The 18,282-nt window shown below is 71.5% G+C and carries 17 protein-coding genes; 9 read left to right on the top strand and 8 right to left on the bottom strand.

All coding sequences use genetic code 11. The features are described from left to right. Nucleotides 1-93: 93 nt before the first annotated feature. The 5 genes from AB0E77_RS14835 to AB0E77_RS14815 all read right to left on the bottom strand — a co-directional run bounded on the left by AB0E77_RS14835 (nt 94) and on the right by AB0E77_RS14815 (nt 4,949). A complete protein-coding gene (locus AB0E77_RS14835) occupies nt 94-693 on the bottom strand; it encodes a TIGR04222 domain-containing membrane protein (protein WP_361569850.1) in 600 nt (199 codons plus the stop codon). A 56-nt stretch (nt 694-749) separates the two neighbouring features. Beyond that, nucleotides 750-1,040, bottom strand: a complete 291-nt coding sequence (locus AB0E77_RS14830) for a hypothetical protein (RefSeq protein ID WP_361569848.1) — start codon at nt 1,038-1,040, stop codon at nt 750-752. A gap of 493 nt (nt 1,041-1,533) precedes the next feature. Then, entirely contained in the window at nt 1,534-3,012 is a 1,479-nt protein-coding gene (locus tag AB0E77_RS14825) for a catalase (RefSeq protein WP_361569847.1), read from the bottom strand. A gap of 176 nt (nt 3,013-3,188) precedes the next feature. Beyond that, nucleotides 3,189-4,079, bottom strand: a complete 891-nt coding sequence (locus AB0E77_RS14820) for a 2-hydroxy-3-oxopropionate reductase (protein WP_361569845.1) — start codon at nt 4,077-4,079, stop codon at nt 3,189-3,191. A gap of 30 nt (nt 4,080-4,109) precedes the next feature. Beyond that, complete coding sequence (locus AB0E77_RS14815; protein WP_361569843.1) at nt 4,110-4,949, bottom strand: TIM barrel protein; 840 nt, start codon at nt 4,947-4,949, stop codon at nt 4,110-4,112. Between the two features lie 141 nt (nt 4,950-5,090). Here AB0E77_RS14815 and AB0E77_RS14810 point away from each other — a divergent pair, with 141 nt between their 5' ends. The 8 genes from AB0E77_RS14810 to AB0E77_RS14775 all read left to right on the top strand — a co-directional run bounded on the left by AB0E77_RS14810 (nt 5,091) and on the right by AB0E77_RS14775 (nt 12,320). Continuing rightward, complete coding sequence (locus AB0E77_RS14810) at nt 5,091-5,342, top strand: hypothetical protein (protein WP_361569841.1); 252 nt, start codon at nt 5,091-5,093, stop codon at nt 5,340-5,342. Next, entirely contained in the window at nt 5,339-5,707 is a 369-nt protein-coding gene (locus AB0E77_RS14805; RefSeq protein WP_361569840.1) for a helix-turn-helix domain-containing protein, read from the top strand. The genes AB0E77_RS14810 and AB0E77_RS14805 overlap by 4 nt, the downstream gene beginning before the upstream one ends. A gap of 149 nt (nt 5,708-5,856) precedes the next feature. Next, nucleotides 5,857-6,363 (top strand): 2-oxo-4-hydroxy-4-carboxy-5-ureidoimidazoline decarboxylase, encoded by a 507-nt coding sequence (gene uraD, locus AB0E77_RS14800; RefSeq protein ID WP_361569838.1) that lies wholly within the window; start codon nt 5,857-5,859, stop codon nt 6,361-6,363. Between the two features lie 48 nt (nt 6,364-6,411). Next, the gene (uraH, locus tag AB0E77_RS14795) at nt 6,412-6,813 is read left to right on the top strand and encodes a hydroxyisourate hydrolase (protein WP_361569836.1); all 402 of its coding nucleotides are present in this window, start codon (nt 6,412-6,414) and stop codon (nt 6,811-6,813) included. Between the two features lie 7 nt (nt 6,814-6,820). Then, nucleotides 6,821-7,756, top strand: a complete 936-nt coding sequence (gene pucL / locus AB0E77_RS14790) for a factor-independent urate hydroxylase (protein WP_361569835.1) — start codon at nt 6,821-6,823, stop codon at nt 7,754-7,756. A gap of 65 nt (nt 7,757-7,821) precedes the next feature. Then, nucleotides 7,822-9,234, top strand: coding sequence for a nucleobase:cation symporter-2 family protein (locus AB0E77_RS14785; protein WP_361569833.1), 1,413 nt, complete (start codon nt 7,822-7,824; stop codon nt 9,232-9,234). 68 nt (nt 9,235-9,302) lie between these two features. Beyond that, on the top strand, nt 9,303-10,691 hold the full coding sequence (locus AB0E77_RS14780) for an 8-oxoguanine deaminase (protein ID WP_361569831.1): 1,389 nt from the start codon (nt 9,303-9,305) through the stop codon (nt 10,689-10,691). Between the two features lie 240 nt (nt 10,692-10,931). Continuing rightward, nucleotides 10,932-12,320 carry a nucleobase:cation symporter-2 family protein gene (locus AB0E77_RS14775; RefSeq protein ID WP_361569829.1) on the top strand — a complete coding sequence of 463 codons (1,389 nt, stop codon included), beginning with the start codon at nt 10,932-10,934 and terminating at the stop codon, nt 12,318-12,320. 80 nt (nt 12,321-12,400) lie between these two features. Here AB0E77_RS14775 and AB0E77_RS14770 read toward each other — a convergent pair whose 3' ends face one another. The 3 genes from AB0E77_RS14770 to AB0E77_RS14760 form a co-directional block, all read right to left on the bottom strand. Further along, nucleotides 12,401-12,823 (bottom strand): acyl-CoA thioesterase, encoded by a 423-nt coding sequence (locus tag AB0E77_RS14770; protein ID WP_361569827.1) that lies wholly within the window; start codon nt 12,821-12,823, stop codon nt 12,401-12,403. 79 nt (nt 12,824-12,902) lie between these two features. After that, nucleotides 12,903-13,547 carry a hypothetical protein gene (locus AB0E77_RS14765; protein ID WP_361569825.1) on the bottom strand — a complete coding sequence of 215 codons (645 nt, stop codon included), beginning with the start codon at nt 13,545-13,547 and terminating at the stop codon, nt 12,903-12,905. Nucleotides 13,548-13,609: 62 nt separating this feature from the next. Beyond that, on the bottom strand, nt 13,610-14,209 hold the full coding sequence (locus AB0E77_RS14760) for a histidine phosphatase family protein (protein WP_361569823.1): 600 nt from the start codon (nt 14,207-14,209) through the stop codon (nt 13,610-13,612). A 253-nt stretch (nt 14,210-14,462) separates the two neighbouring features. Between AB0E77_RS14760 and AB0E77_RS14755 the strand changes: the two genes are divergently transcribed. After that, on the top strand, nt 14,463-18,257 hold the full coding sequence (locus AB0E77_RS14755) for a LamG domain-containing protein (RefSeq protein WP_361569821.1): 3,795 nt from the start codon (nt 14,463-14,465) through the stop codon (nt 18,255-18,257). Nucleotides 18,258-18,282: the final 25 nt, after the last annotated feature.

Below are 18,282 nucleotides of genomic sequence, written 5' to 3'. Positions count from 1 at the left end.
TCCACAGCGGTCTGCCGGGCTCACGGAAGCGGCCCGTCCCCTCGGGGGCGGGCCGCTTCTCCGTGCGGGCGTGTGCCGTGCGCGGGTGCCGGGTCAGTCGGAGCCGCCGCCCCCGCCCCCGCCGCAGTAGTAGACCCCGCCGCCCCCGGAGCCGCCCCGCGGGGAGTGCCGCAGCATGCCCTTGTCCGCCACCTCGACGCGCTCGGTGAGCCCGGCGCGCAGCGCGAAGCGGGGCAGGAGCACGCGCAGGGCGGCCACGTCGTGCAGGGCGACGGCGAGGAGCTTGTCCGCGTCCGGCAGGCCGCGCCGGCTCCCGGGCAGCGGATGCCGCTCCTGCAGGGACCGCACCGTGCGGCGGGCGGCCCGTGTCGGACCGAGCAGCGGGTATCTCAGCAGCCCGGCCTCCGCGAGCGGGATCCGCAGCAGGGACACCGCCAGGCGGACGCCCGTGTGCCGGGCCAGCTTCCGCGGGCTCAGCGGTTCGTCCCGGCACGCCAGCCGCACCGCCTCCGCCAGCGGCGGCACCGGGGCGGCCGGCACCGTCCTCGTCGCCCGTACGGTGCCCGGCGGGCCGGCGTCCACCGCTCCGCGCAGGTAGAGATCCACGACGGCGACCGTCACGGCGGCGCGCGGTCCGCCGCGCAGCAGCGCGATCTCGTAGGGATCCCGTCGGTCCGTCGCCGTGTCCTCCATGACACCACCCCCGTGTGCCGGAGGTTGTGCCCGCTGCCGGGCCCGCCTACGCGCGCTCAGGCGTCGTGGTGTTCATGGTGTTCGTGCAGCCCCGGCCAGTCGTCCGGGCCGCCGCCCTGCCACTCGACGAGGTCGGTGGTCGCCACGTCGGTGACGTACAGGTCGGCCAGGCGCAGGATCTCGGCGACGTCGTCGAGGTGGGAGGCGACCCCGAGCGTCTCCTCGCCCGAGGTGACCCGGCGGGAGCCGTCCAGCGCCGGGGGACGGACCACGACGTGGGAATGCTCCGGTGGATCTGCTGGGCTTGCTGGGCCTGCTGAATGCGCTGGATGTACTGGATGTGCCATGACTCCAGACTGCTGCGCGCGGACGCCGCCCGCACCCCGGTCCCGGACACGGAGGAACGCCGGACACGGAGAGGCGCCGGACACAGAAAGGCGCCGGATGCGGGACCGTCCGCATCCGGCGCCTCTCGGCCCGGTGAGGGTTTCTGGGGTGGGGAGGGATTCCGGGTGGTGCCCGTCCGACGGCGCGAGGCTGGGCGCGACAGGTCGTTCGCGCCGCCGGACGGAGTTCAGGGGGCCTTGACGGCCCGGAAGGCCGCCGGAGGCGAGTGGCTGGGACCGCGGCGGTTCACGACGGGACCGGCGGCTCCTCCCCTCAGGTCGTAGGAGAAGCTCCGGGCCCTTCACCACCGCACTGGCTCGCAGGCCGCCGCGGTCCTCGCCCTGCCCGCGCCGGCACCGGGCGGCCACCCCTCATCCGGGCCGTTCCGATGCCTGCGCGGGCCGCGCACACGGTCTTGACCTCCCCGTCAAGTCCCGTGGGCGAGCTGGTGGATCAGTCCTCGCGCAGGGCGCGGACCGCCTCCTCCACGCGCTTGCCGTACTCCGTGTCGGCGGCGTGGAAGTGCGCGAGGTTCTTCTGGATCACGTCCTCGCGGGAGACCTGGGACAGGCCGCCGGCGATGTTGGCGATCAGGCGCTTCTTCTCGTCCTCGGACACCAGGCGGTACAGCTCACCGGCCTGGAAGAAGTCGTCGTCCTTGGTGTGCAGCGGCGCCTCGTGGGTGCCGGTGTGCCCGGAGACCGCCAGCGGCGCGGCGAGCGGGCGGCCGGTCTCCACCGGGCCGTCGTACGAGTTCGGCTCGTAGTTCTTGGCGGCGCGGCCCTGCGCGTTGGACGCCATGAAGCCGTCGCGGCCGTAGTTGTCCGCCCCGCCGGGCACGGCCTTCGGGGCGTTCACCGCGAGCTGGGTGTGGTTGACGCCCAGGCGGTAGCGGTGTGCGTCCGCGTAGGCGAACAGACGGCCCTGGAGCATCTTGTCGGGGGAGGGGCCGATGCCCGGAACGAAGTTGTTCGGGGAGAACGCGGCCTGCTCGACCTCGGCGAAGACGTTGTCGGGGTTGCGGTTCAGCATCAGCCGCCCGACGCGGCGCAGCGGGTAGTCGCTGTGCGGCCACACCTTGGTCACGTCGAACGGGTTGAAGCGGTAGTTGGCCGCGTCGGCCACCGGCATCAGCTGCACGTGCAGCGTCCACGACGGGAACACGCCCCGCTCGATCGCCTGCACCAGGTCCGTCTGGTGCGAGGTCGGGTCCTGGCCCGCCAGCTCCGCGGCCTCGCCGGCGGTCAGGGTCCGGATGCCCTGGTCCGTCTTGAAGTGGTACTTGACGAAGTAGGACTCGCCCTTGGCGTTCGTCCACTGGTAGGTGTGCGAGCCGAAGCCGTCCATGTGGCGGTACGAGGCCGGGATGCCGCGGTCGCCCATCAGCCAGGTCACCTGGTGCGTGGCCTCGGGGGAGTGCGCCCAGAAGTCCCAGACGTTGTCAGGCTCCTGACGGCCCGTGAACGGGTCGCGCTTCTGCGAGTGGATGAAGTCGGGGAACTTGATCGGGTCCTTGATGAAGAACACCGGGGTGTTGTTGCCGACGAGGTCGTAGTTGCCCTCCTCGGTGTAGAACTTCACCGCGAAGCCGCGCGGGTCGCGGACCGCGTCCGCGCCACCGAGCGAGTCGGCCACGGTGGAGAAGCGCAGGAAGACCTCGGTGCGCTTGCCCACGGTGCTCAGGAAGTCGGCGTGCGTGAAGCCGGTGACGTCGTCGGTCACCTCGAAGTGGCCGTAGGCGCCGGAGCCGCGGGCGTGCACCACGCGCTCCGGGATGCGCTCGCGGTTGAAGCGGGCGAGCTTCTCCAGCAGGTGCTGGTCCTGGATCAGGAGCGGGCCGCCGATGCCGGCGGAGGCGGAATTCTGGTTGTCTGCGACCGGGGCGCCGGACTCCGTGGTGAGAGTCCGCGTCGTGAGCGCGCGCTGCGACATCGGGGACCTTCCGTGCGAGGGGTCAGCGGAAAACTGTTTCCGCTTCGTGGAGCCTAGATTTGGGGTGCTGAGCACGTCAACAGTTTGTTGAAGTGGGTTCCGGGCGGCGCCACCGCTCGGGCGCGACAGGACAGGTGTCAGCGGCGGCGCCGCCCGGAGGTCTCGGGGGCGGTGCCTCAGACCTGGGCGCCGGAGAGGCGCTCCACGGCCCGCAGCAGGGCCGAGTGGTCCAGGCCGCCGTCGCCCTGGGCGCGCAGGGAGGCGACCAGCTGGGCGACCACGGCGCCGACCGGCAGGGCGGCGCCCACGTTGCGGGCGGCGTCGGTGACGATGCCCATGTCCTTGTGGTGCAGGTCGATGCGGAAGCCCGGCTTGAAGTCGCGGGCCAGGAAGTTGTCCTTCTTCCGCGTCAGCACGGTCGAGCCGGCCAGGCCGCCGTTCAGGACGTCGAGGGCGGCCTTCAGGTCCACGCCCGACTTCTCCAGGAAGACCACGGCCTCGGCGCACGCCTGGATGTTCACGGCGACGATGAGCTGGTTGGCGGCCTTCACGGTCTGACCGGAGCCGTGCGGACCGCACAGCACGATGGTCTTGCCGAGGGCCTCCAGGATCGGCTTGGCCTCGTCGAAGTCGGCCTGCTCGCCGCCGACCATGATGGACAGGACGGCCTCGATCGCGCCGGCCTCGCCGCCGGAGACGGGGGCGTCCAGGACGCGGATGCCCTTCTCCTTGCCGGCCTTCGCGAGGTCGACGGAGGTCTGCGGGGTGATCGAGGACATGTCGATCAGCAGCGCGCCGGACTTCGCGTTCTCCAGGATGCCGTCGGGGCCGTAGGCGATGGCCTCGACCTGTGGCGACGCGGGGACCATGGTGATGACGACGTCGGCGTCGCGCACGGCCTCGGCGATGGAGCCGGCCGAGGTGCCGCCGGCGGCGGACAGGCGGTCCAGCTTCTCCTGCTCCAGCGTGAAGCCCGTGACCTGGTATCCGGCCTTGATCAGGTTCTCGGACATGGGGGAGCCCATGATGCCGAGGCCGATCCATGCGATCTTGGGGAGGTTGCTCATGATGGGTGCCTCTCGAAAAAATCAGGGGTGTCAGCGGGCGGCGCGGGCTTCGCGGGGCAGCCAGTCGAAGGCCTCCGCGCTCGGGCGGTCGCCGGGCTTGTACTCCAGGCCCACCCAGCCCTGGTAACCGGCCTTCGCCAGCCGGTCGAGCAGCTCCTCCAGGGGGAGCGAGCCCGTGCCCGGGGCGCCGCGGCCGGGGTTGTCGGCGATCTGCACGTGGCCGGTCTTGGCGGCGTACGCGTCGATCACCTGCGCGAGGTCCTCGCCGTTCATGGACAGGTGGTAGAGGTCCATGAGGAACGTGGCGTTGCCGAGTCCGGTGGCCTCGTTGACCTTGTCGACGACCTCGATCGCGGCCGGCGCCGACACCAGCGGGTACAGCGGCGACTCGGGCTTGTTGAGCGCCTCGATCAGCAGCACCGCCCCGATCCGGTCGGCCGCGCGGGCGGCGAGGACCAGGTTCTCCAGAGCGAGCCGGTCCTGCTCGGCCGGGTCCACGCCCTCGACGCGGTTGCCGTACAGGGCGTTGAGGGCCTTGCAGCCCAGGGACTGGGCGAAACCGGCCGCCACGTCGATGTTGGCGCGGAAGCGGTCCGACTCCTCGCCGGGGACCGACAGGGCGCCGCGGTCGGGGCCGGGCAGCTGTCCGGCGTAGAAGTTCAGCCCGGTGAGCTGGACGCCCGCGTCCTCGATCGCCTTCTTCAGGGCGTCGAGCTCGGACTGCTCGGGGGTGGGGGAGTCGATCCAGGGCCACCACAGCTCGACCGCGGTGAAGCCGGCCGCGGCGGCGGCCGCGGGGCGCTCCAGGAGCGGGAGTTCCGTGAAGAGGATCGACAGGTTGACGTTGAAGCGCTGGTCTGCGAATCCCATCGGGTGCCGCGCTCCCTTCCGTTGCGAGGGTGTTTCCGTATTACGGAAGTTTGTTTCTGCTTAACGGAAGATTGCCGAAGTCGGGCGCGGCTTGTCAAGAGGGGGCGGCGGAAAACGGTCACCCCGCGTTAGGTTGACCGGGTGCGATTGAGAGTGGAGTTCACGACCGAGCCCTTCGATCTCGACGAGGCGCCCGCCCACGCGGTGGTCGCCCGGGATGTCGTCGAGGCCGCGGAGCTGGACGAGGTCGACGTCGGCCCGTTCGGCAACACCGCCGAGGGCGGCGCCGACGCGGTGCTCACCGCCGTGGACGCGCTGCTGCGCCGCTCCCTGGAGGCCGGCGCCACCCGGATCACGCTCCAGGTCAACGTGGTCGAGGAGGGCGGGCGGTGACCGGCCCCGCCGAGGAGCCCTTCCTCGCGGCCGTGAAGCCCCTGGTCGACGCCATCGGCGGCGAGATGCTCCCGCCGGACGAGGCGGGCCAGGACGATGTCGTCCTCGCCTGGGAGGGTGCCGACGTCGTCGCCGTGCGCCTGCCCCAGCTGGCCGACTCCCTGGACCACATCCTCGCCGCCATGGAGCGCCGGCAGGGCAGGCCGCTGGCCGAACTGGACCGCAGGGCCAAACAGGAGGTCGTGCGCACCCTGGAGGCGCGCGGCGCCTTCTCCGTGCGGCACGGAGTGGAGACCGTGGCGGGCGCGCTCGGCGTCAGCCGTTTCACCGTGTACAACTACCTCAACCGCGAGAAGGACGCCTGACCTGCACAGGAGCCTCACAACGCGCGCCGCCGTCCGGTAACCGGGCGGCGGCTTTTGTTACCCCGAATTTTCAACAAAGTGTTGACGCGTTGTTTCCGAGGGCGTTAGCTATCGGCACGCCCGTTCAGCACAAGGCCACGGAGGCTCCCGTGACGTCCACTTCCGCGTCGGGCCTGGCCCGTTTCAACGCCCTCGAGGAGACCGCGGCACTCGCGGAACTCCACGAGGCTTGTGCCGCCACGGCGTGGGCCCGGCAACTGATCACCGCCCGTCCCTTCGCCTCCCCCGAGGACCTCTATGCAGCGTCCGACGCCGCCATGGCCGAGCTGACCGCGGCGGACCTCGAGGAGGCGATGGCCGGGCACCCGCCGATCGGCCGCCCCAAGCCCGGCGACCCCACCTCCTCCCGCGAGCAGGCGGGCATGGCCGGGGCCTCCGCCGAGCTCAAGGCCGAGATGCTCGAACTGAACCTGGCCTACCAGGAGAAGTTCGGCCATGTGTTCCTCATCTGCGCCACCGGCCGGACCGGCGAGCAGATGCGGGACGCGGTCAAGGAGCGGATCGGCAACTCGCCCGAGCAGGAACGGGAGATCGTCCGCACCGAACTGGGGAAGATCAACCGTATCCGGCTGGCCCGGCTGCTCGACGCCGCCTGACCCGCCGCACGCCGACCGACGTCGCTGCACACCGCAAGAGGACATCGCATGAGCACCGATACGACCGCTTCCGTGTCCACGCACATCCTGGACACCAGCGTCGGCCGCCCCGCCGAGGGCGTCGCCGTCCACCTCTCCGCCCGCGGCGGACCCGAGGCGGACTGGCAGACGCTCGGCGGCTCCGCGACCGACGCGGACGGGCGGTGCAAGGACCTGCCGGCACTGCCGGAGGGCACCACACACGTACGGCTCGACTTCGAGACCGAGACGTACTTCGCCAAGAAACAAGCCGCGGCCCAGCAGGACGCCCCCGCGCTCCGGGACAGCGAGAACGGCCGGCCCGTGTTCTTCCCCGAGGTCACCATCACCTTCGCGGTGGTGCCCGGCGAGCACTACCACGTTCCGCTGCTGCTCAACCCGTTCGGCTACTCCGTTTACCGAGGGAGCTGACCGACACATGACCCGTTTCGTCCTGGGACAGAACCAGTACGGCAAGGCAGAGAACCGCGTCGTCAAGATCGTGCGTGACGGCGACACGCACCACATCAAGGACCTGAACGTCTCCGTCGCCCTCTCCGGCGACATGGAGGAGGTCCACCGCAGCGGTTCCAACGCGAACGTCCTGCCCACCGACACCACCAAGAACACGGTGTACGCCTTCGCCAAGGAGCACGGGATCGAGAGCGCCGAGGACTTCGGCGTCAAGCTCGCCCGCCACTTCGTGGACAACACCGGGTCCATCTCCCGGGCCCGCATCCGCGTCGAGGAGTACGGCTGGGAGCGGATCGAGACCTCCAAGGGCGGCGCCCGCTTCGTCGGCTCCGAGGAGATCGCCCACTCCTTCGTCCGCAAGGGCCAGGAGACCCGCGTCGCCGAGATCACCTACGACGGCCACGGCATCCAGGTGCTCTCCGGGTTCAAGGACCTCACCGTCCTGAACACCACCAACTCCGAGTTCTGGGGCTACCTGAAGGACAAGTACACCACCCTCAAGGAGGACTACGACCGGATCCTCGCCACCACCGTCTCCACCTGGTGGCGGCACAACTGGGACGGCGTCGACTCGCACGCCCCGGACTGGGACCGCTCGTACAACGGTGTGCGCAAGCACGCGCTCCAGGCCTTCGCCGAGACCTACTCGTACTCGCTCCAGCAGACCCTCTTCGAGATGGGCGTGCGGGTGCTGAACTCGCGCGACGAGGTCGACGAGATCCGCTTCTCCATGCCCAACAAGCACCACTTCCGCTCGGACCTGTCGCCCTTCGGGATCGACAACGAGGCCAAGGACGGCGCCGTGTACTACGCCGCCGACCGCCCCTACGGCCTGATCGAGGCCACCATCCTGCGCGACGGCGCCGAGCAACTCATCCCGGTCGACATGACCAACCTCTGACGCGGGACGCGCGCCACCGGCCGGACCACCCGGGGCCGGTGGCGCGCCACACCGGAGGGAACACCATGGCACAGCCTGCAACGGAGCCGGCGAAAGGCTCCTGTTCCACCCCGCCGGAGCACACCGAGGACGCCGTCACGTCCGTGCACCCGGTGGACGAGAAGCTCCACCCCTCGCGGCTCGTCCCCGCCGCGCTCCAGCACATCGCCGCCATGTACGCGGGCGTCGTCACACCTCCGCTCATCATCGGGCAGGCCTGCGGACTCGACCTCGAGGCCCGCACCCGGCTCATCGCCGCCTCGCTGCTCATCGCCGGCATCGCGACCATCCTGCAGACCCTCGGCGTCAAGGGCTTCGTCGGCAACCGGCTGCCCTTCGTCAACGCCGCCTCCTCGGCCGGCATCGCCCCGATCCTGGCGATCGCCGAGACCAACTCGAAGGGCGACCAACTCCCGGCGATCTACGGCGCGGTGATGGTCGCGGGCGTCTTCTGCCTGGCCGTCGGCCCCTTCTTCGGACGGCTGCTCAGATTCTTCCCGCCGCTGGTCACCGGAGTGGTCATCACCCTGATCGGCGTCACGCTGATGCCCGTGCCGGTGAGCTGGGCCCAGGGCGGCGACAAGACCGCCGCCGACTTCGGCGCCATGCGCAACCTCGCGCTCGCCGCCTTCACCCTCGCCGTCATCCTCGTGATGCAGCGCTTCGCCAGGGGCTTCTTCAAGCAGGTCGCGCTGCTCTTCGGCCTGCTCATCGGCACCCTGGCCGCCATCCCGTTCGGCATGGCCGACTTCAGTGCCCTGAAGAGCGCCCCGGTCGCCGCGCTGCCGACGCCCTTCGCCTTCGGCGCCCCCGAGTTCCAGCCCGCGGCCATCCTGTCGCTGTGCATCGTGATGCTGGTCCTGATGACCGAGTCCAGCGCCGGCATGCTCGCCCTCGGTGAGATCTGCGACCGGCGCGCCGACGCCGAGGTCATCACCCGCGGCCTGCGCACCGACGGCCTCGCCACCCTGCTCGGCCCCGTCTTCGGCGGCTTCCCGACCTCCGCCTTCGCGCAGAACGTCGGCGTCGTCTCGCTGACCCGGGTCCGCAGCCGCTACGTGGTCGCCGTCGCCGGCGGCGCCCTGCTGATCCTCGGCGCCTTCCCGGTCCTCGGCGCGGTCGTCTCCCTGGTCCCGATGCCGGTCCTCGGCGGCGCGGGCATCGTCCTCTTCGGCTCGATCGCCGTCAGCGGCATCCGCACGCTGTCCGAGGCCGGACTGGACGACAGCTCCAACATCATCCTGGTCGCGGTGGCGCTGGGCGCGGGCATCATCCCGCTGGCCGCGCCGACCTTCTACGCCGACTTCCCGGCCTGGGCGCAGACCGTGCTCGGTTCCGGCATCAGCGCCGGCGCGCTCGTCGCGGTCGCCCTCAACCTGTTCTTCCACCATCTCGGCACCCGGAGCAGCAGCACCGTTCCGGCACTCAAATCCTCCTAGGGTCCTGCCGTGCCCCCCTCGTGGGTACCCGAACCGCCCACGGGCCGCACCGAAGACAAGGAACCAGCATGGCAGCAGCATCGCCGGCCGAGCGCACGGTCATCGAGAACTGTGCGATCGCCACCGTGGACGCGAGCGACACCGAGTACGCGCGCGGCCATGTGGTGATCGCCGGCCATCTGATCGAGTCCGTCGGCGCGGGACGGGCGCCCGAGGGCATGGAGAACGTGGTGCGCCGGATCGACGCGGCCGGCCACCTGGCCACGCCCGGCCTGGTCAACACGCACCACCACTTCTACCAGTGGCTCACCCGCGGCCTGGCCGCCGACCACAACCTGTTCGACTGGCTGGTCGCGCTGTACCCGACCTGGGCGCGCATCGACGAGCCGATGGCGTACGCGGCGGCCCAGGGGTCGCTCGCGATGATGGCCCGCGGCGGTGTCACCACCGCCATGGACCACCACTACGTCTTCCCGCGGGGCTCCGGCGACCTGTCCGGCGCGATCGTCCGCGCCGCCCGCGACATGGGCGTCCGCTTCACCCTCGCCCGCGGTTCCATGGACCGCGGCGCGTCGGACGGCGGCCTGCCGCCGGACTTCGCGGTGGAGAGCCTGGACGACGCGCTCGCCGCCACCGAGGCCACCGTCCGCGAGCACCACGACACCTCCTTCGGCGCGATGACGCAGGTCGCCGTCGCGCCCTGCTCGCCCTTCTCCGTCTCCACCGAACTGATGCGTCACGGCGCCGAGTTGGCCCGGCGGCTCGGGGTGCGGCTGCACACCCACGGCTCGGAGACCGTGGAGGAGGAGAAGTTCTGCCACGAGCTGTTCGGCATGGGCCCGACCGACTACTTCGAGTCCACCGGCTGGCTCGGCGAGGACGTGTGGATGGCGCACTGCGTCCACATGAACGACTCCGACATCGCCGCCTTCGCCCGCACCGGCACCGGCGTCGCCCACTGCCCTTCCTCCAACGCCCGCCTCGCCGCCGGCATCGCCCGCGTCCCCGACCTGCTCGCCGCAGGCGTCCCGGTCGGCCTCGGCGTCGACGGCACCGCCTCCAACGAGTCGGGCGAACTCCACACCGAACTCCGCAACGCCCTGCTCATCAACCGCCTCGGCGCCCACCGGGAGGCCGCGCTGACCGCCCGCAAGGCGCTCCGCCTGGGCACCTACGGCGGCGCCCAGGTCCTCGGCCGGGCCGCCGAGACCGGTTCCCTGGAGGCGGGCAAGCTCGCCGACCTGGTGCTGTGGCGGATGGACACGCTCGCCCACTCCTCGATCGCCGACCCGGTGGCCGCCCTGGTCCTCGGCGCCGCCGCCCCGGTCACGGCGTCGTTCGTGAACGGCCGCCGGATCGTCGAGGACGGCAGGCTGCTCACCGTCGACGAGGACGCCATCGCCCGCTCCACCCGCGCCGAGGCCGAGCGGCTGGCACGGATCGCCGGGCAGGGCTGACCACCGCACGACCGAACACCCTAGTTCTCCGGCCAGGAGGGACGGCTCCCGGCCGGTAGCCGTGGACCCGAGCGGGGTCCATGGCGGCCGTCTCCGGGGCGTGTGCCCATGCACACGCCCCCGGAGCGGTCACCGTTTCACGCAACCGGAACGGTCCGTCCCGGTCCCGCACGACCATATGCACCACCTCCCTGACAGATACGTCGACGCCGACGTGTAACCGACCGGAGGAACGCCGCCGTGGCCGACCACCCTGTTGACGAGAAACTCCCGCCGCTCAAGATGGCGACGACCGGCCTGCAGCATGTGGCCGCGATGTACGCCGGAGTAGTGGCCCCGCCCCTGATCGTGGGCGCGGCCATCGGCCTGAGCGCCACCGAGCTCACCTTCCTCACCGGCGCCTGCCTGTTCACCGCGGGCCTCGCCACCTTCCTCCAGACCCTCGGGTTCTGGAAGATCGGAGCCCGCCTTCCCTTCGTCAACGGCGTCACCTTCGCCGGTGTCGCCCCCATGACGGCCGTCGTCGCCTCCACCGAGGACAAGTCCGACGCGCTGCCGATCATCTTCGGCGCGGTCATCGTCGCCGGACTGCTCGGCTTCCTGGCGGCACCCGTCTTCTGCAAGGCGATCCGCTTCTTCCCGCCGGTCGTCACCGGCACCGTGATCACCCTCATCGGCATATCCCTGCTTCCCGTCGCCTTCGGCTGGGCGCAGGGGCCGAGCCCCACGGCCGAGGACTACGGCTCGGCCACCAACCTCGGCCTGGCGGGCATCACGCTCGTCATCGTCCTGGTCCTGCGCCGCTTCACCCGGGGCTTCGTGAAGCAGATCGCCGTGCTGCTCGGCCTGGTCGCGGGCACGCTCATCGCGATCCCGTTCGGCGTCACGGACTTCGGGCCGGTCGCCGACGCCGACGTGGTCGGCTTCCCGACGCCGTTCCACTTCGGTGCCCCGCAGTTCCAGGTCGCCGCGATCCTGTCGATGTGCGTGGTGATGGTGGTCTCGATGACCGAGTCCACCGCCGACATGCTCGCGCTCGGTGAGATCGTGGAGCGCCCGGCGGACGAGAAGACCATCGCGGCCGGCCTGCGCGCCGACACCCTCGGTTCGGCGCTCAGCCCGGTCTTCAACGGCTTCATGTGCAGCGCGTTCGCCCAGAACATCGGCCTCGTCGCGATGACGAAGATCCGCAGCCGGTTCGTCGTCGCCGTGGGCGGCGGCTTCCTGGTGCTGATGGGCCTGTGCCCGATGGCCGCCTCGCTGATCGCCGTCGTGCCGCGCCCGGTGCTCGGCGGCGCCGGCGTGGTCCTGTTCGGCTCGGTCGCGGCGAGCGGCATCCAGACGCTGGTCCGGGCGAGCCTGGACAAGGACAACAACGTCCTGATCGTGGCGGTCTCCCTGGCCGTCGGCATCATCCCGATCGCGGCCCCGGAGTTCTACCACGCCTTCCCGGAGAACGCGAAGATCATCCTGGACTCGGGCATCTCGACGGGCTGCGTGGCCGCCGTCCTGCTCAACCTGGTCTTCAACCACATCGGTGGCAAGGGCCGGGACGCGGAGGACGTGACCCACCCGATGGAGGCGGGGGAGGAGATCAGCGAGACGTCCCGCACCGCCGTCGCACCGTGACGACGGGACCCGGGACACCCGGGGCATTACCCGGGCCGGCGCCTCCCGAAGGGGGCGCCGGCCCGCACACTTCGGTCGTCCTACAGCCCGAACCGCGCCGGGTCCGAGGCCAGTTCCTTGAAGCGCTGCCGTGGATCGGGCACCAGCCGGCGCTCGCGCAGGTCCATGAGCCCGCCGACCGCCTCGATCTCGGCGGCCACGGTGCCGTCGGCCTTGAGGACGCTCTGCCGGATCCGGAACGTCTTGCCCTCGCCCCACTCGAAGACGCACGTCACCTCGACCTCGTCACCGGCGAGCAGCTCCCGCCGGAAACGGATCGTCGTCTCCAGCGCCACCGGCCCCACACCCCGGGCCACCAGATCGGCCTGCCGGACCCCGGCCGCCTGGAGCAGCGACCAGCGGGCGTGCTCGGCGTAGTTGAGGTACACGGCCTGGTTCAGATGTCCCTGCGTGTCCGTCTCGTACCCGCGGACGGTCACCGGGACGGAAAACGGCTCGCTCACCACAACTGCCTCTCCTCGTGGACGCACTGCGCGGACGTACCGGGTGGACGTCCTGTCCGGACGATCCTGACACGGGCGCTCACGCCCTCCGCGGCGAGGCCAGCAGATAGCGGGCCCGGGTGCGCGGCTCGGTGTGCTCCCCGGCCTGCCAGCCCGCCGCCTCCAGCGTCGCCGCACAGGCCGCGAGCGCCGTGCCGTCGGCCGCGTGCACGGCGACGGCCTCGGGCTGCGGTGTCGCGCGCACCCGGTACCCGTCGTCGCCGGAGGGACCGGCGGGCCGGTGTCCGGCGGCCTCCAGCGCGAGCGCGGCGGCCCGCACGAGATGCGTCCGCTCCCACCCGCACGGCAGGTCCGCGGACCCGTCGGGGCGGGTCATCCGGCGCAGCTCCAGCAGCCCTGCCCAGGCCGCGCGCACCTCGCGCAGCCGCGCCGGCCCCGCCGCGCCCGGCGCCTCCTCCTCACCGCCGGCCCGCGCGGCGAACACGCCGTCGGCGGCGGGTGCGGCGGGCGCGGGAGCCGGTGCCTGAGCGGCCTCGGCGGGAGACTCACGTACGCGGTGCCCGGCCGGGGTGAGGAAGCAGTCGTGCGGGGGCCGCGGGTGCCGGAAGGCGAGCCCGCGTTTCACCAGCGCCTCGAGCTGCGCCGGCGTCCCCCTCAGCCGCCCGGTGACGGGGTCGGCGCCGTCAATGACGCGCCGCTGCGCGGCGGTCGGCGGTCGTGTCACGGCGTCCCCTCCTCCACCGGTCCCTTCCTCGCCGGTCCCTCACCGGCAGGCACCTTCGAAGACTACGACGGGGGTCTGACATTCCACGCGGCGATCACCGGACGCCCGTGCTCCGTCCCCAGCCGGCACAGCGTCCCCGTGCCCAGCTGGAACAGCGCACCGTGCGACGGCGCAAGCCCCAGGTGCCGGGCGGCGAGGACGCGCAGGAAGTGTCCGTGCGCCACCAGCACCACGCACCCCTCGGTGTCGGCGAACGCGGCGTCCACCCGGGCCAGCACCCGGTCGGCCCGCTCACCCACCTGCTCCGGCGACTCCCCGGGGTGGTCCGGCGGTCCGGCCGCGACGCCGTCCGTGAACAGGAACCAGTCCGGCCGGGTCCGCTGGATCTCGACCGTGGTGATGCCCTCGTAGCCGCCGTAGTCCCACTCGTGCAGGTCCGGGTCGACGCGCACCCCGTGCAGCCCGATCAGCTCGGCCGTCTCCCGGGCCCGCTGCGACGGACTGACGAACGCCGCCCCGATCCGGTGCGACCGGATCAGCGGCATCAGGGCGCGGGCCTGATCGCGGCCGTTCTCGGTCAGCGGGACGTCCGTCAGCCCGGTGTGCCGTCCGGACCGCGACCATTCGGTCTCACCGTGCCGGACCAGAAAAAGATCACCCATGGACACCCGCCCTTTCCGTCGTGCTCGTCAGCACGGTGTCACATGGACACCGCGACCCACGGAACCGACTCGGCCCCGGAGACGGGACTCGGGGCGGTCCTCGAGCATTTCTCGTGCATTCCTCGTGCATGATGTGACGTCATTTGATCGATATGTCACACGAGTTGGCTCTCTGTGATCACGAACACGCTTGCCGTTAGCCGCGGGACGCTATTTACTGACGCGGCCATTGTGAAGATTGCATGAGGAATTCATGGGGGGCGCACGAGTGCGCGGCTACAACTCGGCTGGCGGAGACCGGCCCAGACGGATCGTCAGTCCCGTCGGACTGGCAGCCGGAATCACCTCGGTGGCCCTGGTGGCCTCGCTGACGGCGTTCACCGCGCCCGCGGCCGCGGTTCCCGCGGCTCCCGCGGCCCCGGCGGCGGCGACCTCGGCCGCCGCGGACGCGGGGATCGACCACGCCACGGCCGCCGAGCGCGCCGCGGCCAGTGGTGAGCAGGTGGAGGTGACCGGTGAGCGCACCGAGTACTCCACCACCACGGCCAACCCGGACGGCACCTTCACCCTGGTGCAGTCCGCGGTCCCGCAGCGGGCCAAGGCCGACGACGGCACCTGGCGTGCCGTGGACGCCACGCTGGAGCGCAGGCCGGACGGCACCATCGGCCCCAAGGCCGCCGTGGTCGACCTGTCCTTCTCCGGCGGCGGCGACGGCAAGGGTCTGATCCGCCTGGGCAACGACGAGGGCAGCCTGCACCTCGACTGGCCCGGCCGGCTGCCCGAGCCCCGCCTGGAGGGCGCCAAGGCCGTCTACCCCGAGGTGCTCGACGGCGTCGACCTGGAGCTGACCGCCACCGCCGAGGGGTACCGCGAGGTCCTCGTCGTCAAGACGGCCGAGGCCGCCGCCGATCCGGCCCTGGAGCAGATCGAGCTGACCGCCTCCACCACCGACCTGCGGCTGACGCCCGGCGCCGGCGGCGGTGTGCGCGCCGTCGACACCGACGGCAACACCGTCTTCAAGGGCCCGGCCGGGCAGATGTGGGACTCCGCCGGCCAGGACGCCCGTCCCGGCACCGACGGCGTGCACACCCAGCTGGCCACCTCCGGCACCGCCGACGGCGAGGTCCCCGACCCGGTCGAGGAGGGCACCCAGCCCGGCGCCGGCGACACCAGCGCCGTCATGCCCGTCCAGGTCGACGCCGACAGCGTCACCGTCGAGCCGGACCTCGGCCTGCTGCGCGGCGCCGACACCGTCTACCCCGTCTACATCGACCCCTCGGTCGGCCTCGGCGTGTCCGAGCGCACCGTGCTGTCGTCCGACGGCGACAAGTTCTGGCAGTTCAACGGCGACTACGGCGTCGGCCGGTGCAGCGTGTCGGGCCCGTACTACTGCGGCAGCAACTACACGAACCGCATGTACTTCGAGTTCTCGCCGTCCAAGCTCGCCGGCAAGTACGTCCTCGACGCCACCTTCCGCGCGTACGAGACCTGGTCGTTCAGCTGCTCCCCGAAGTGGGTGGACCTGGAGCGCACCAACAACATCTCCGAGGGCACCCGGTGGCCCGGCCCGACGCAGCTGGACCAGATGGGCGACCGGTACGTCTCGGCGGGCCGCGGCAGCCAGTGCAGCCCCGACCAGCCCGACCAGTGGATCGAGTTCAACGACAACCCGGACGAGACCGACGAGAACCTCGCCTCCACGGTGCGCAAGTTCGCCGACGGCAAGATCAGCCGGCTCACGCTGATGCTGCGGGCCAAGGACGAGTCCGACCCCGAGGCGTGGAAGCGGTTCGACGACAACGCCGAACTGAAGGTGACGTACGCCTTCAAGCCGGGCGTGCCCACCAGCGTCGGCGTCATCCCCGGTGACGGCACCACCGCCTACTGCCGGACCTCGTCCTCCGACCCGCTGATCGTCACCCGCGTCGACCCGATGGTGCAGGCCCGGGTGCAGACCCAGGTCGAGCACCACATGGGTGACGAAGAGGGCTCCCTCCAGGCCGAGTTCGTCGTCGAGCGCGGTGACGACGCCGCCTGGCACCAGGTGTGGTCCGGCTACCGGCCCGACTCCGGCTGGGACCCCGACGAGACGCTCGAGAAGATGCGCACCTCCAACCGGGCGGACGGCGGCCTGTACCGGCTGCGCTCGCGCACCCAGTCGCACTGGTCGTACAGCGGCAAGTCCGGCGACCTGTTCTCCTCGTACTCCTCCTGGTGCTACTTCAAGATCGACTCGACGGCGCCCAAGGCCCCGGTCGTCACCTCGGTCTCGCCGTACACCCAGTGCACCGCCAACCTCTGCGAGGGCAAGGGCGGCCCGGGTGTGGCCGGTACCTTCACCTTCAAGCCCAACGCCGCCGACACCGACATCACCGGCTACCGCTGGCGGCTGCTGACCACCTCGGCCAAGGAGGCCAAGGCGGTCACCGGCGCGTCGGTCACCGTCTCCGACGTGACACCGTCGCTGTCGGGCACCCAGGTGCTCTCCGTGGAGGCCAAGGACGTCCGCAGCCGCTGGGGCGCCCCGGCGGAGTTCAGCTTCAAGGTCGCCCCCGCCGCCGGCGCCACGGGCACCTGGCACTTCGACGACGCCGCGCCCGGCTCGGGCGTGACCACGGCCAAGGACACCGCGACCGAGGGCACCCGGCACGACGCCACCCTCTACACCGCAGGCGCGGGCTGGTCCACGCTGGCCCGGCGCGGTGACGCCGACGCCTCGCTGTGGCTCAACGACACGTCGGACACGACGCAGCAGGCGGGCTACGCCGCGACCGCGTCCCCGGCCGTCAACACGCGGGACTCCTTCACCGTCTCGGCGTGGGCCTTCCTGACCGACACCTCCCAGACCCGGGTGGTGATGGCGGCCCCCGGCACCTACGGATCGGCGTTCACGCTGTACTACTCGGCCTCGTACAAGAAGTGGGTCTTCAACCGGACCGCCGGGGACGTCAAGGACAAGCCGGTCTACCTGCGGTCGCTCGGTGACGCCACCAACCCGCCGCTGAAGGTGTGGACGCACCTGGCCGGCGTGTTCGACACGAAGAACGACGCGGACCGGACGAACGACACCATCCAGCTGTTCGTCAACGGCCGCCCGCAGGGCAAGCCCGTCGTCCTGAACACCCTGTCGACCGCGTACCAGCCGTGGGTCTCCGCCGGCGGTCTCCAGATCGGCCGCTCCCTGGTCGGCGGCGTCTACGGTGAGCACTTCCGCGGCCGCGTCGACGAGGTGAGCGTCTGGCAGCGCGTGCTGACCCCGGACGAGATCGCCCAGCAGGCGCAGCTCCTGGAGGAGGGGGTGCCGGCCAACGAGCTCGTCGCGCAGTGGGACGCCGCGTCGTCCACCGGCACCACGGTCAAGGAGGTGTCCTCCTACGGCACACCGAACCTGACGCTGTCGGCGTCCGGGGCGGTGCTGGACCCGGAGAACAACGCACTCGTCCTGGACGGCACGGCGGGCTACGCCTCCGCGACCGGCCCGGTCGTCGACGAGACCGGATCCTTCACGGTCTCCGCGCGGGTCCAGCTGGACTCGGCCAAGCTCGCCTCGAAGCCGGTCGGCTACAAGGCCCTGGTCGCCGGGCAGCAGGCGAGCGCGGGTGAGTCCTCCTGGGCGCTGTGGGCGGTGAAGCCCGCCGACGGTGTCTACCAGTGGAAGTTCACCCGCACCGCCGTCGGCGCCGACGGCAAGGTCACCCAGTCCGCCGAGGCGCCGGGCGGCGACATCGCCGAGACCGACACCTGGGTGCAGGTCACCGGCGTCTTCGACGCCCAGGAGTCCTGGGAGTGGACGGACCCGGCCGACCCGGCGAAGACGGAGACCCGCTACGGGAAACTCCATCTCTACGTCGGCGAGTTCGACCAGCCCTCGGAGACCGCGTCCGGGTTCACCACCCCCCAGTACGGCACCGGGGCCCTGACCGTGGGCCGCGGCAGCCAGGGCGGCACCACCGGGCACCACCTGCCCGGCGCCCTGGAGGAACTGCGCGTGTGGACCGGCGCGATGAGCGCCGACCAGGTCCGGTCGCAGATCCTCGGCGGCGTCTGAACGGCGCCCTTCCCTTCCTGAGCCG

Origin of the sequence: Streptomyces sp. NPDC032940 (assembly GCF_040636935.1) — a bacterium.
Lineage (GTDB): Bacteria > Actinomycetota > Actinomycetes > Streptomycetales > Streptomycetaceae > Streptomyces.
The sequence above is the reverse complement of the archived record's forward strand: the minus strand, read 5'-3'. Positions and strand labels throughout refer to the sequence as shown.